The following is a 12,832-nucleotide window of genomic DNA, read 5'->3' as shown; positions in this document are numbered from 1 at the left end:
CGCCTAATTCTTCGCCCCCAACATATTGATCCGGTGCGCGAGGCAGGCCGCGCCGAATCCGTTGTCGATGTTCATCACTCCCACACCCGCCGCGCAGGAATTGAGCATGGTCAGCAGCGCAGCAACTCCGCCGAAACTCGCACCATAGCCTCGGCTGGTCGGCACGGCAATGACGGGACAGTGGACCAAACCTCCCACCACACTCGGCAGGACGCCGTCCATCCCGGCAGCGACGATCACGACCTGTGCCTCAAACAGCCGATCTTTCTTTCCGAGCAACCGGTGGATGCCGGCGACACCGACATCATACAGCCGTTCGACGTGGCTTCCCATCACTTCTGCGGTCACACGGGCTTCTTCCGCCACGGGCACGTCCGCAGTTCCAGCGGTGACCACGAGTATATGCCCATGGTGCTTCTGCCTGGACGAGTGAATCGCCACAATGCGTGCATCGTGATAGTACTGTGCGCGCCGATCCAGACGGCGAATGGCACGCGCGACCGATGGATCGGCGCGAGTCGCCAGAAACGGCCCCTCTTTCTTGATGAGTGCCCGCGCGATGGCGACGACCTGCGCCGGGGTTTTCCCTTCACACAAGACCACCTCGGGGAACCCCTGTCGTAACGACCGATGATGATCGAGCGAGGCAAAGCCCAGATCCTCAAAAGGCAGTGACCGCAAGCGCTGAAGCGCCTGTTGCACCGTAACATGTCCTTGATGGACCTGTTGTAACAGCCGTTCGAGTCCTTCCGGATTCATGTCCGTCCTTTCTCTGATTTGGCGTCCCGTTCCATCAAATCACGGACGGCCTGTCTGCAAGATTTGTCGTCATACAGAACGGCGTTGATTTCTTGTATGATCGGCATATCGACCTGATAGCGACGGGCTAACGTGAGTGCTGCACGACTCGTCCGGATCCCTTCTGCGACAGCCTGCATTCCGGCCAATATCGTCTCCAACTTTTCTCCCTTGCCCAGCCGAACGCCTACCGAATGGTTTCGGCTCAGTGTGCCGGTACAGGTCAGCACCAGGTCGCCGACCCCGGAAAGTCCATAGAACGTGCGAGGATCGGCTCCCATTGCCACGCCCAGCCGGATAATTTCAGCCAGGCCTCGGGTAATGAGCGCCGCGCGGGCATTGAGCCCAAGGTCCAGACCATCGATCACACCGGCAGCCAGCGCCATGATATTCTTTAAGGCACCGCCGAGCTGAACGCCGATTGTATCGGTATCAACGTATACACGAAACGCAGGCGTCATCAACGCACTTTGAAACCACCGCACCAACTGCTGATCGGTGCCGGCCAAACACACGGCCGTGGGCAGGCCCGCGCTCAGTTCCGACGCAAAACTCGGCCCGGAGAGAACCATGAAGGAGCGGTGCATGGACGGCGGCAACTCGTCCTCCATGACCTGGGTCATCAATTTGGCCGTGTCTTCTTCTATGCCCTTGGTTGCACAGACGAACGGCAGGGGACCAGAGATGGAGAGTGCCAACTGATGCAACAGGGACCGGGCGAGGTGTGAAGGAACGGCAAACAGAACCCCGTCGCGGTTCGTGACTGCCTCGCAGAGCGAGGAGGTGGCCGTCAAACCTGGAGGAAGAGGGACGTCTTTGAGGAAGACCGGGTTTTCGTGCGAGGAGTTGATGGCGTCGACGACGTTATGCTCATGCGCCCAGAGACGAACCTCCAGACCCTTTTCGGCCAGATGCTTTGCCAAGGCAGTGCCCCAGGCTCCGGCTCCAATAACGCCGATCTTGTTGATCGTGGTCGGCATACGCGATTCAGCCTCATGGCGAAATCATCACCCATCCATTCAGGAGGGCGGATTATAGGAAGGCGTCAAAGGCCTGTCAATGAAGGCGGCTTGAGCCATGTGGGCGGGAGTGGTACTGGGAAAACACGTTTCTTTCCTGTAATCTCTCTATGCGGTGAGCTTTCCTTGGTCCGATTATGCAAAGCTGTCCTGCCTGTAGCCGGTCACAACCGGAGATCAATCGTTTCTGTATCCAATGCGGTCGGCGGCTCGACGGTCGATCTGATAGCCCGCCTGCTTCTCAACCCCACATTACGTCGACACCGCACCAGCTCAATCTCACGGTGCTCTACGGGATGGTCATCGTTCTGATTCTGGCCGTATTGTTTCCTCCATGGGAGACACCACCGACACAGACACCGGAGTTTCTCGGGATGTATTTCATCCTCTCTCCTCCAGCCCCAGAAGCTGTCGTGAGCCGTATGCTCCTGACCATTGAACTCGTCACGATCGCAATTGCCGGCCTGTATGGAGCGTTTTTGTTCAGAAAAAGATGATTCGTCAAGAGTCATTCGTCATTGGGCATTAGTTAAGAGTTATTATTGATCGCGACCGAATGATTGCTGACCAATGACTTCTCTCAGTCCAGCGCCAGCGTAAGGCATTTAGCCGAGCCGCCGGATCTCATGAATTCATCGAGCTGAACCTGGTGGGTTTCATACCCTCTTCTGCGGAGCCAAGCCTGAGTGGTGGGACATCCGACAGGGAGGACGACGTCTTTCCCGACACAGACGGCATTGCAGGCGAACTTCAGAGCTTCATCTTCCGGAACAGTGAGACGCAACTTGTCCGGAACACGTTCTGCAATCGCCGTCTGGCCATAGCTATCAAAGGCGGCGGGGAAATAGAGGAGCTCGCCGCCGCTCAAGGGACAGAAACAGGTGTCCAGATGGTAGAAGCGGCTATCGACGAGCTCGAGCGGAATAATTTCTCGGTGAAAATGTTCGCTAAGGACCGGGAAGACGCGAATATCCGATCGTTGTCGATATCCGCCGAACCAGTATTCCGGAAAGCCCAGGAGATCCCCCGCGCCTTCAAAATGCAGGCCTGCTTCTACCGTCATCACCTCATAGCCATGCCCACGAAACCAATTCTCAAAGTGAGCTTCTTCTCGTTGCCGTTCAGGATACCGGAAGCGACTCACGACGGCGGTCCGTCCAATGGCGATGCCGGCGTTCGCCGTAAATACGAGATCGGGTAACTCAGGAATGGGAGTCATTCGTTCGAGAACGGCACCCAGGTCCTTTTCAAGCACGTGCACCAATTCGTGCCACTGTCGCACCGCCCGTCCATGATCCACGCGATTAGTAAGCCGCATCCAGGGATTGATCTCATACTCAATCCCAAAATAATCAGGAGGACAGACGAGGAGGCGGCTCATGTCGACCTTCCCAACAGCCGGGCGAGTTCCGACAGAAACGATGCCGCATCCATGACGAGGCCAACGGCCTGAAAGCTCCCGCGATCGGCCAGCTTGGTCGGGACCGACGGGTTGACGTCAACACAAACTGTGGGGATGGTAGCGGGCAGCAAATTACCGGTCGCCACGGAGTGGAGCGTCGAGGCGACAAGGAGAGCCAGCCCGACACCGGGGATCAAGGCGCGCATCGCGCTTTGTGCGTGAACAGAATCCGTTATCACTCCGGGCAAGGGACCATCATCGCGAATCGTTCCGGACATGACCACCGGCACACCTTGCCTGACACAAGCAGCCATGATCCCCTGTTTGATCACTCCGGAAGTAACTGCCGTTTCAATGCTGCCGATTGTACGAATCCGGTTAATGGTCCTCAAATGGAGTTCATGACCATGCGGGACAGCTCGTCCGGCAGTAAGCCCATAGCCGAGCGACGTGCCGAACAGATCTGCTTCCATGTCATGCGCCGCCAGCGCATTCCCGCAAAACAGTATATGAATAAATCCCTGTTCAATCAGCCAGGTGAGGGCTTCTCGGCCCCCGGCATGAATGATCGCTGGTCCTCCCGCCAACAAGACTTTGGAATCCGTCTGTCCATGTCGATGCCGTTCTCGCAATTGCCTCATCCGAGTCGCGATATCGGCGATGATATGGCCATGAGGCCGTTCAGCCGAGACCTGAGACTCCATGAATCCAAAGACGTCCCGTTCGAGTGGACGCTGCAGTGGTGTGACACGTACACCCTCCCGACCGACCACGATCTGATCACCACGACAAACTTCGCCCATCGGTACGGCCTGGGCGCTGGACCCCGTCTCGCTGACCACGATGGCGAGGTCCATCTCAATCCGATCCACGTCCAACCATCGACCGTTGAGTCGGATCTGGGTGGGCAGATGCGTCGTGGCGTAAAAGCCATCGGGTAACACCCCATCGGCGGGCGCTTGTTCGATGCGGCAGTTTGCTTCACGTTCAATCGAGGCGCCGTGTGGTTGAATCGTCTTCAGAATATCGTCTAAGAGCGGTCTCGATCCTGTTTGGATTCGGATACGAGCACGAGACGGTTCTTCCCTGGTCTTTCCGATGTGAACATCTTCCAGGTCAAATGTTCCCCCCATCATCAGGATGAGATCCAACACCTTCGCCAGCACGAGAGAGTCGATGATGTGCCCTTGAAGGTATACGCGTTCTTGGTATTGGTTCATCGCGATACTCACTCAATGTGCCCGTATTGTACCATCCACAGCGGCAGGAGAAAGAAAATGAGAGGAACTAAGAGTTGGTGGGAAATACCTTCATCAGTTCTCTAAGCACGCTTGTGGCGTAGGCACCGGGAGGTAAACTGAAGGAGAGCGTGAGGGTATCCCCGTCCAAAGACCATTCTAGTTCAGCGAGGGGGATGCGAAGCGCTCTGCGCTCGCCACGGAATCCGCAAGCCTTCGCGGCGGCGACGAGAGTTTCCTTCGTTGCCTCTGCTTCGGAGATGACGGCCTCCTCGATGCTACCAGGCTCGTCACTTGCCCAGGACACGCGCGAGCCGAAGAGGATGCCTGTCGGGCTGATTTCGAAACGATTCGCGCGCGGCTGTTCCTTGTCGGCATCCTCGACTTGAAAGCAGGCGCCATTCTCTAGCTTCATGGCCCAATCACCGACGAAGATCTTGTCGAGATGGCTGATCCTTCGCGCAAGTATTCGATTGAACAAGAATGATTGGTAGGAGTTGAGATACCAGATGCGTGTGGCGCGATTCATCCTCTCGCGCCGCCGCGCATCATGCAGCAATAGAGCGCCGATGCGATAGTTCTCACCGTCCTTCCCTTGCCTCTGAGGGCCGAAGTAGTTGGGCACACCGCGTGTGCTCAGTTGTTGAAGGACGGCCGGCACGGTTTCAGCCGAGTGACCGGCGACATTGCGGATGATTAAACGGAAGCGATTGCCGGAGTGATGGCCGGTTCGTAGCCGATTACGATGGCGCCCGAGGATCTGTACGTTTAGGACGGTGTCATCAATTCTGAGGCGAGAGAGTTGTTCCGGGTGGATGCCTTGCAAGGATACCATCTGGGTCGTGACGGCTCGCGCGTCCTTCAGTCCTGCCACACCGATGGCCTGTGCTTTGATCCCCAATGAAGATGAGAGTCGACGGACGAGATCCGGCGTGGAAAGACCACGTTTAGTGATGGTCACGTACAGATGTTCGCCTTCACCGCAAGGAAGATAGAGCGGCCGTTCTTCGACTTGGAAATCTTCGGGCAGGGTGCGGATTTGTCCGCCGATTCCAGGCAAGTTGTCGGTGAGGAAAGGGTCGATTGGTAGCGTCACGCGTTTTCCTTTGTCTGCATGCCGGCTGTTCGAGGAAATGTGCTATCAAATCTGGTGAGAAACAAACCCATGGTATACTCCTCTCGTCCATGCGGAATCGATCAGGCAAACGACAGGTTGCAGAATGAGCAGGCGACGGGCGGTGTCATGGCCTGATCGCGCGCGATCGTTTATCGGGCATTGCTTAAGCGAGCCACTCTATCGAACGTTTAGTCTCGTCCCACAATGGGAAGTCGGTCTCTCCGATCATGAGGTTACGAAGCACATCCTGGTACATGGCACCTTTGCCGGTCGTCGCGCCGTCCATCTCACGGATCTACACCTGGATCGATATCATCCGAGGCATGATCGTATTGTCGAAACCGTGAGGGAACTCCACCCTGATTGGGTTTTCATCACCGGGGATCTGCTCAACGTACCGGAAGGTCTGCCTCACCTCTTTCGTTTCCTTGAACGGCTCCGCGCCATCGCACCCCTGTACATGACGTTGGGCAATCACGACCATTATAGCGGAGTGCCTGTGTCACAGTTTTCCGAGCTTGCCGATCGACACAAGATCACGCTGCTGGTGAACCAAAGTGCCGTCGTGTCGACGGGAAAGGGGGAACTGGCAATCGTCGGCGTCGATGATCCATCGCTTCATCGTGCTGATCTGCGATGTGTTCCGCCTCAGGCCGACCATCGCTTTACGTTGCTGCTGGCCCATGCGCCGAATATCCTCGACTATGTCGAGCCGCATCATGCCATTGATTTGATTCTTTGCGGACACAGTCACGGCGGCCAGTGGAGGGTGCCGGGAATACCCACCTTCTGGCTTCCCCCTGGCTGTAATGGCCGCGTGGCCGGTTGGCACGAATCAGGTCAACACAGACTGTACGTCAACCGAGGGCTAGGTTGGTCCTTTCTCCCGTTTCGTTTCAACTGTCGGCCTGAGATCGCCGTGATTGAGTGGGTTTAGGAACAGACCGAGGGGTTGACCCGGCCTCATGACGACCGGCAGCCTGCCGGTCGAGCTGAAACCCGAGAGCTTTCAGCCACTGAACGATTTTACGATACCGGAACCTACCAACCGTGCGTCCAATTGATGAATTCGATTATCCTCTCATCGCCAATGAACACTTCGGGATGGTTCATGGCGCCTTTTTCTGGTCGCTCTGAACGGCTCCAGCCTTATGACGTGTAGAAGTGTGGGCGGAGGTCCTGTTCTGCAATGAAGCGACTGGCTTGACGAAAAACGGCGCGTAAAGTTCCAGGGTCTATTTCAGGATGGAGAGGAACCGTCAACACCTGACGCGCTCCTGCGACCTCACGGACCAGCTTGATATGGCTTCCTCGCTGGGAGGCTTGCTGGAAACCAAAGCCCTGAAGGATGCTCAGGACTTCGCGACCGGCGAGTCTACGAAGCTTGGGCATGGGCTGGATCCAGCTCCATGGTCAGCACCAAGGTGGGTTTCTCTCTCAACCCAAAATCAGCCAGGTGCTCTCCCTCCAGATGCAGGGCGGTGGCTTCTTGAAGATGCTTCACCGTTTCATCCAGCGTCCGCCCTTGCGTGACGACAGCAATCTCCAGACACTCCGCGACATAGCCGACCTCGTCACCGGCGCGAATCACAGCTTTAATGGTTTGTTGCAGGGGGGCCATGGCACCTCGTTGGTCACCGGTTGAGGGTTTCAGGATACCCTCGTTCCAGCCGGGGTGCAAGCGATGCTGAAGCCAATGCCAAACCCAAATAGAAATGTCCGCTTTCTCCCAATGCAGAAATGTTCGGTTTTATGTTCCGGCCACGGCTGATGATTCGCTCCATAGTGCCACTCTATTGCAGAACAATATGGGTTCTTTGGCGACGTCATACGTGAGGTGCGGTAGGAAGTCGAGAAAACTTTGCAGAACGGCTCTTCCACCATTGAGCTGCTCGCCAGCTAGTAGCGCCAGGTTTCCGTCAGAGCCGTCCGCGGCAGCGCATCTTTCTTGCCTTCTGTCTCCAATCCTCTACAATTCGAGTGGGCATCATCTGTTCCCTGGAGCACAACTGTAGATGCCATGCATGATTGCAAGACCTGCCCGCACTACCGTGTTGTCCATGATCCATCCTTTTACGCACGAGGTTCAATCCTTTCCAGGTACGGGCCATTGCGGGAATTATGCCGGTCTACATAACACGGCGAAGCGGCACAAGGGAGCGCTGACAAGTGATTAAACAAAAGCAACCATCACGAGCCAGTAGCGCGATGATTACGTGCAAGCTCACAGGAGAAGTCGGCCGGCCAGTCAAAGCTCATGTAGTGCCGAAGGCGTTCTACGAGTTGCCCCCTCAGGGTGAGGGCCCGTACAAATTGATCAGCAACGCTTCCAATACGTATCCGAAAAAGGTTCCAATCGGAATCTACGACGACACAATCCTCACCAAAGATGGGGAAACGCGATTCGGACCTTGGGATGACTATGCATCTCGGGTGCTATTACAGCGTTTCGATGAGTTCACGCCGATCAGACACAACGGTAAGATCGTGGCCTGGTACCTCTCGGACGTCGACTACGCAGCCCTGAAACTGTTTGCGTTGTCAGTTCTGTGGCGAGCACATGCATCCGCTCAACCCGCATTTCGGAAGGTCAAGTTAGGCACTCACGAGCCAATCATTCGCAATCTATTACTACGCGGAGATCCTGCTTCGGAGGAGGAATATTCCGTATGCATTGCAAGATGGATCGACGAGCAATTTGGTCCAGTATTGATGGACCCATTTCGTGAAAAGTACGAAGGTGTCAACTACTACCGGATCTACTGCGGAAGATACGTGTTGTATGTAAAGGTCGACAAGCTGAAGTCAGGACCCCGTCTCAGGGAGATGCAACTTGCACCAGGGCGCCCCTTGCATGTTATCGCCAAAGACAATCGTCAGCTCTAGACACACTTATAACCGAAGGAGCTTGGCTGCGAGGCAAGAAGGAAAAGTATGAAAACAAAGGATTAAAGAGTGAAGAAACTACGATTGAAATTGCAAATGCTCTATTCGCTCACGGCGGCAAGGTATCAAACATCTACGACAATGAGATACTATTTGCTCCGATTTCAGAAGGGTGGGCGAAATTGACCGAGTTACTCATTCAACATGGTGCTAATTTCCGAAATAAAATGGAGGGTCGAACTCCGATGGAGTGGGCGATTTATTATAACCAGCCCAGAATTGTGGAGGTTTTGAGATCTCACGGTATCCAAAGCGTCGATACTGCAAAGGACTCAGTCATACGATTTATCAGAGCTACGGAGAGAAATGACACTGCTGAATTGATCCGCTTACGACGTGAAGAAAATTTAGACGCTAACGCGAAAGATGATCGGGATCAGACAGCGCTTATAGTGGCATTGCGAAACCCGATTTACGAAGAAGAGCAATACCGTACAATCAATCTTTTGTTGGATCTTGGAGCCGACCCGAATGTTGTAGGGGAGAGTGGGCTCACTGGTCTCGAAGGGATCCCAATTCATCTAGCGGTGGCAATGAATAAGTATACCTTGAACCAACCTTCTGGTGCCAGTAAAGCACTGGCGACTCTCGTTATCCAACAACTCCTGAAGCATGGTGCGAAGGTAGCTCATAGAGATAGCACTGGTAGAACACCGCTTCACATCGCTGCGATGGATAACAACTTGGTTGTAGCTGAGATTCTAGTTGCGCGTGGAGCTACGATCATGCCTCGTGACAACTCAGGAAAAACGCCGCTGGATTATGCTGAATCAGCTGAGATGATCAACTTCCTTAAGCGCCGCGGTGCAACCGAATTAAATCGTTGAGGTTGCCCTAAAGTTTCTGATAGGGGTGCGCGCTGGACAGGGTTTGAGGAGCCGCCAAGGCGATGAAGGTGACGCGGCAACAGCTAGATAACATCATCCGCGAAGCGCGGTCTCGCCGGATATAGCCTTGCCGTTGGAAAAGACGTTCGGCAGCGGCGCGGACCATGCGGCTGGGGATGCAGTCGGCTTTTGATCTCGCACAGGCGCGAAAAGAGCAGGAGAGAATCACGATTCTCCGTCTTACTGATCATCGGATGGGAGTACCGTCACCATCATGGTCTTGAGTCCGTGGCCGAAGCCGTGCCTCAAACCGCTGAACCTCACTGTGACAGCCGCAGCGAAGCGCACGAAGCCACGCCAGCGGCTTAGTGGAGATCGGTCGATCGCTTGTCTTTTATTCCCGCATCCGTTCCAGTGCTTCCCTCGCTCGACTTCTGACGGTTTGATCCCAATCCTGTTCCATGACGATCTTCAGTCGTTCACGTGCGGCGGTTGCCCGTAATCGTCCCAACCCCAAGGCGGCGCAGGAACGCACGTAGGCATGGTCATCGTCCAGCGCCTTGACCAACAGCGATACCACGGACATGTCTTGCAACGCGCCCAGATGACTGGCTGCCATTCCTCTGATGTGATGCTGTTTGTCGTCCAGCGCCCGTTGCAACGTCGTGGCAAACAGCTCTTTCAAGGCAGGGACGGCTGATTCGAGCCCATCGACTCGGTACTCATTGAGTTCAAGCAAGGCAAAAGCAAGCTCAAGCCTTTTATCCCGGGCAGATTCTTGCTCGAACTGGGTCAGGAGCCTGGTTCGTTCCTGCCTTCTCGTACTGCGGCGACGGAGCGCTCTTATAGGAATGAACAGCAAAACGGCAATCGTTAGGCCCATCGCCGCCATCGGTACTGCCTGATCGACGATATAGTCCTGGGTGTCAACCGGCAGCCGTTTCCAAACCCATACAGCGGTCACGATAAGCACGATCAGAACGACAAGCAAGGCGGGGTTGATCTGCCCCAGTTCGTGACGGTTCGACATAGGTGAAGGATCATACGGACGCGATCGATTGGCCGTCAACGAATCGACGCTGCCCCACGTTCTGGGCCTCTCTCCCGTCCCCACATAATTGACAGGCAATCGCGGCACTAGTCATACTCTTTCCCGATCATCGTCGGTGAGGTTGGCAAGGATTATGGAGAATCATCCTCAGAACCGCGCCATACGACGCGTGATGGTCGGTACAGACCGATCCAAAACGGCGGATCATGCCGTCCGGTGGGCCGCCGAGTTCGCCGACCGCTACGGGGCGGAGCTGTTTGTGGTGCAGGTCATCGTGCCGCAACACCCGACCACCACAGAATCAGGCGCAGCAGAGCAGACCAGGGCCGCTGCCGCCAATGATGAGCTTGCGCATCTCGTCAGGCAGCTGGCTGGAGAGCGGGGGCATGCCGTTGTCGCCATAGACTCCGATCCGGCATTGACGATCGTCCGTGCCGCCGAGCGTGAAGCCATCGATGTCCTGGTGGTGGGTAATTCGGGCATGACCGGGCGAAAGGAGTTCTTGCTCGGTAACGTCCCGAACCGCATCAGTCACAATTCTCATTGCACCGTCATTATTGTGAATACCCTCCCGTCCGCGGGTGAGCCGATTCCTGAATCGGGGCGAATATTTCAATCGCAGGGTGAAACTCACACTCCTGAGCCTCACCTGGGGAGACGAGCCATCCACATCGCGACGATCATGGCGAAGCATGGTCTCAAGGAACTCTTTGGTCAGCCCGACCAAGCGGACCGTTCGGTTCGTCGTCAGCAGGCCAAGCGCCTACGAGCCGCCCTGGAGGAGCTGGGCCCGACTTTCTCGAAGCTCGGGCAAGTGCTGTCAACTCGCCCGGATCTCCTTCCTGAGGAATATATCGAAGAGTTGGCGATGTTGCAGAGTCACGTGCCACCCATGCCTGAGAGAGAAGTAGTCCGTGTCGCTGAGCAAGAATTGAAGGTGCCGTGGGAAGATGTGTTCGAGTCGATCGATCCCAAGCCGCTGGCTGCCGGGACAATCGCCCAAGTCCATCGGGCCACGCTTGAAAACGGTGATCGAGTCGTCGTGAAAGTTCAGCGGCCCACCGCCCGGGCGGACATCGAACAGGATCTAGCCCTGCTCGAGATCTTCGCTCAGAAAGTCGGGCAGCGCCAGGCCCTCCGGCAGGTGGTCAATATGGAAGCGGTGTTCAAGCACCTCTCCACATCGCTCCAGCGCGAACTCGACTTCCGTCAAGAAATCGAAAACATCGGACGGATGGAGACCCTGCTTACAGACTATGATCGACTGGCAGTTCCTTCTGTCTACCAAGAGATCTCGACAGCCCGCTTATTGGTGATGGAGGAAATTCAAGGGGCCCCGATTGCCCGGGCGCCGGAAGGTCCGGAGCGTATCGAAGCGGCCCGTCAGCTGTTGGAAGGTTTCTACAAACAGATCGTCGTCGACGGCTTCTTCCATGCCGATCCTCATCCGGGCAATCTCATGTGGTGGAAGGACCGAATCTACATGCTCGATTTCGGAATGGTGGGTGCCTTGGATGCCGGTTTGCGGGAGCATCTATTGTTGATGCTGATGGCATTGTGGAAAGAAGACGTTGTCTTTCTCAGCGATGTCACATTGATGATGACGGGTTCGACCGACCGCAGCGATCTGGACGTTCCTCGTTTTCAAGGTGAAATCGGCGAAGTCATGGCGAAGTACCGCAAGGCGGCTCTCGCAGAGATGCAGATTGGACCGCTCCTCCAGGAAATGAGCGCGACCGCGTTTCGACACGGCGTGCCGCTGCCGGCCTCGCTCACGCTCGCCGCTAAGGCTCTGGCGCAAGTTCAATTGGCGACGGCGGCTCTCGATCCGAAACTTGACCCCTATGATGTTGCGGGCAAGTTCTTGATGCGCGTGATGATCAAGCGCATGGGGGCTTCGCTCGATCCCAAGGCGCTCGCGTATCAGTCTCAGAAACTTAAGGTGCGGGCCGAGCAGGTGATGGAAGCCATCGAACGTCTCATCGGGGCGAGGCCGGGCCAGAAGCTGGTCGTGAATTTTCGGGCTGATTCGCTCGAAGATATGGTTCGTCGGACGGGGCGACGGCTGACATTGGGTCTGACCGCAGCGGCAAGCATTCTCGCCAGCGGGCTCACGGCCACATCGGAGACCGTCGCCGGATGGATACCGATAACGTTCGGCATCGCGGCCTGCCTGTTGGCGGCCGGACTGGTCTTTGATCTGGTGCGGGGGCGTTAAGCGTTAGGCGTGGCGTCTACGCCGCGTTTGATCGAGCGCAGGACGGCTCTTTCGAGCAAGTACGCGATGACCGACATGCCGATGCAGACGAGTCGATACTCGATGTGTCGGACAATGGTCCGATGACCGGTCTTGGTCGAAGAAGGACTCTCGATCATGCCGATCATTATCGGTCAATGCTTCGTCGGCTGCAAGAGGTTCTGAACCCGTGTGTCG

Annotated in this window: 14 protein-coding genes; 5 read left to right on the top strand and 9 right to left on the bottom strand. The window is 56.0% G+C overall.

Annotated features, from left to right (window positions below; genetic code table 11):
- Window positions 1-3 precede the first annotated feature (3 nt).
- Window positions 4-759, bottom strand: coding sequence for a nickel pincer cofactor biosynthesis protein LarB (gene larB, locus P0120_20460; GenBank protein ID MDF0676683.1), 756 nt, complete (start codon window positions 757-759; stop codon window positions 4-6).
- On the bottom strand, window positions 756-1,778 hold the full coding sequence (locus tag P0120_20455) for an NAD(P)-dependent glycerol-3-phosphate dehydrogenase (GenBank protein MDF0676682.1): 1,023 nt from the start codon (window positions 1,776-1,778) through the stop codon (window positions 756-758). The genes larB and P0120_20455 overlap by 4 nt, the downstream gene beginning before the upstream one ends.
- Window positions 1,779-1,954: 176 nt before the next feature.
- On the opposite strand from P0120_20455, the gene P0120_20450 reads away from it, so the two are divergent.
- Window positions 1,955-2,314 (top strand): hypothetical protein, encoded by a 360-nt coding sequence (locus P0120_20450; GenBank protein ID MDF0676681.1) that lies wholly within the window; start codon window positions 1,955-1,957, stop codon window positions 2,312-2,314.
- 83 nt (window positions 2,315-2,397) lie between these two features.
- Here P0120_20450 and P0120_20445 read toward each other — a convergent pair whose 3' ends face one another.
- The 3 genes from P0120_20445 to P0120_20435 form a co-directional block, all read right to left on the bottom strand.
- A complete protein-coding gene (locus tag P0120_20445; GenBank protein MDF0676680.1) occupies window positions 2,398-3,198 on the bottom strand; it encodes an arginine deiminase-related protein in 801 nt (266 codons plus the stop codon).
- The gene (locus tag P0120_20440; protein MDF0676679.1) at window positions 3,195-4,439 is read right to left on the bottom strand and encodes a TIGR00300 family protein; all 1,245 of its coding nucleotides are present in this window, start codon (window positions 4,437-4,439) and stop codon (window positions 3,195-3,197) included. The genes P0120_20445 and P0120_20440 overlap by 4 nt, the downstream gene beginning before the upstream one ends.
- A gap of 67 nt (window positions 4,440-4,506) precedes the next feature.
- Window positions 4,507-5,553 (bottom strand): tRNA pseudouridine(13) synthase TruD, encoded by a 1,047-nt coding sequence (locus P0120_20435; GenBank protein ID MDF0676678.1) that lies wholly within the window; start codon window positions 5,551-5,553, stop codon window positions 4,507-4,509.
- A gap of 124 nt (window positions 5,554-5,677) precedes the next feature.
- Between P0120_20435 and P0120_20430 the strand changes: the two genes are divergently transcribed.
- Window positions 5,678-6,511, top strand: a complete 834-nt coding sequence (locus P0120_20430; protein ID MDF0676677.1) for a metallophosphoesterase — start codon at window positions 5,678-5,680, stop codon at window positions 6,509-6,511.
- A gap of 212 nt (window positions 6,512-6,723) precedes the next feature.
- Here the strand turns inward: P0120_20430 and P0120_20425 are convergent, their stop codons facing one another.
- Both P0120_20425 and P0120_20420 read right to left on the bottom strand, forming a co-directional pair.
- On the bottom strand, window positions 6,724-6,966 hold the full coding sequence (locus P0120_20425) for a type II toxin-antitoxin system HicA family toxin (protein ID MDF0676676.1): 243 nt from the start codon (window positions 6,964-6,966) through the stop codon (window positions 6,724-6,726).
- Window positions 6,950-7,195, bottom strand: coding sequence for a type II toxin-antitoxin system HicB family antitoxin (locus P0120_20420; protein MDF0676675.1), 246 nt, complete (start codon window positions 7,193-7,195; stop codon window positions 6,950-6,952). The genes P0120_20425 and P0120_20420 overlap by 17 nt, the downstream gene beginning before the upstream one ends.
- Before the next feature lie 548 nt (window positions 7,196-7,743).
- Between P0120_20420 and P0120_20415 the strand changes: the two genes are divergently transcribed.
- The gene (locus P0120_20415; GenBank protein ID MDF0676674.1) at window positions 7,744-8,460 is read left to right on the top strand and encodes a hypothetical protein; all 717 of its coding nucleotides are present in this window, start codon (window positions 7,744-7,746) and stop codon (window positions 8,458-8,460) included.
- Window positions 8,461-8,705: 245 nt separating this feature from the next.
- Window positions 8,706-9,347, top strand: a complete 642-nt coding sequence (locus tag P0120_20410; protein ID MDF0676673.1) for an ankyrin repeat domain-containing protein — start codon at window positions 8,706-8,708, stop codon at window positions 9,345-9,347.
- Between the two features lie 394 nt (window positions 9,348-9,741).
- On the opposite strand, the gene P0120_20405 is transcribed toward P0120_20410, so the two are convergent.
- A complete protein-coding gene (locus P0120_20405; GenBank protein ID MDF0676672.1) occupies window positions 9,742-10,377 on the bottom strand; it encodes a HEAT repeat domain-containing protein in 636 nt (211 codons plus the stop codon).
- Window positions 10,378-10,531: 154 nt separating this feature from the next.
- On the opposite strand from P0120_20405, the gene P0120_20400 reads away from it, so the two are divergent.
- Window positions 10,532-12,616: an AarF/UbiB family protein gene (locus P0120_20400; protein MDF0676671.1), complete on the top strand. Its 2,085-nt coding sequence runs from the start codon at window positions 10,532-10,534 to the stop codon at window positions 12,614-12,616.
- Here P0120_20400 and P0120_20395 read toward each other — a convergent pair.
- Window positions 12,613-12,774: a hypothetical protein gene (locus P0120_20395; GenBank protein ID MDF0676670.1), complete on the bottom strand. Its 162-nt coding sequence runs from the start codon at window positions 12,772-12,774 to the stop codon at window positions 12,613-12,615. The genes P0120_20400 and P0120_20395 overlap by 4 nt on opposite strands.
- Window positions 12,775-12,832 lie beyond the last annotated feature (58 nt).

It is taken from the genome of Nitrospira sp., assembly GCA_029194675.1.
GTDB lineage: Bacteria > Nitrospirota > Nitrospiria > Nitrospirales > Nitrospiraceae > Nitrospira_D.
Note: the sequence above shows the minus strand (reverse complement) of the source record. Positions and strands in the feature narration are given on the sequence as shown.

Coding starts and splice junctions, on each gene's coding strand:
- larB (MDF0676683.1), bottom strand. CDS start 759: ATGAATCCGGAAGGACTCGAACGGCTGTTACAACAGGTCCATCAAGGA.
- P0120_20455 (MDF0676682.1), bottom strand. CDS start 1,778: ATGCCGACCACGATCAACAAGATCGGCGTTATTGGAGCCGGAGCCTGG.
- P0120_20450 (MDF0676681.1), top strand. CDS start 1,955: ATGCAAAGCTGTCCTGCCTGTAGCCGGTCACAACCGGAGATCAATCGT.
- P0120_20445 (MDF0676680.1), bottom strand. CDS start 3,198: ATGAGCCGCCTCCTCGTCTGTCCTCCTGATTATTTTGGGATTGAGTAT.
- P0120_20440 (MDF0676679.1), bottom strand. CDS start 4,439: ATGAACCAATACCAAGAACGCGTATACCTTCAAGGGCACATCATCGAC.
- P0120_20430 (MDF0676677.1), top strand. CDS start 5,678: ATGAGCAGGCGACGGGCGGTGTCATGGCCTGATCGCGCGCGATCGTTT.
- P0120_20425 (MDF0676676.1), bottom strand. CDS start 6,966: ATGCCCAAGCTTCGTAGACTCGCCGGTCGCGAAGTCCTGAGCATCCTT.
- P0120_20420 (MDF0676675.1), bottom strand. CDS start 7,195: ATGGCCCCCCTGCAACAAACCATTAAAGCTGTGATTCGCGCCGGTGAC.
- P0120_20410 (MDF0676673.1), top strand. CDS start 8,706: ATGGAGTGGGCGATTTATTATAACCAGCCCAGAATTGTGGAGGTTTTG.
- P0120_20405 (MDF0676672.1), bottom strand. CDS start 10,377: ATGTCGAACCGTCACGAACTGGGGCAGATCAACCCCGCCTTGCTTGTC.
- P0120_20400 (MDF0676671.1), top strand. CDS start 10,532: ATGGAGAATCATCCTCAGAACCGCGCCATACGACGCGTGATGGTCGGT.
- P0120_20395 (MDF0676670.1), bottom strand. CDS start 12,774: ATGATCGAGAGTCCTTCTTCGACCAAGACCGGTCATCGGACCATTGTC.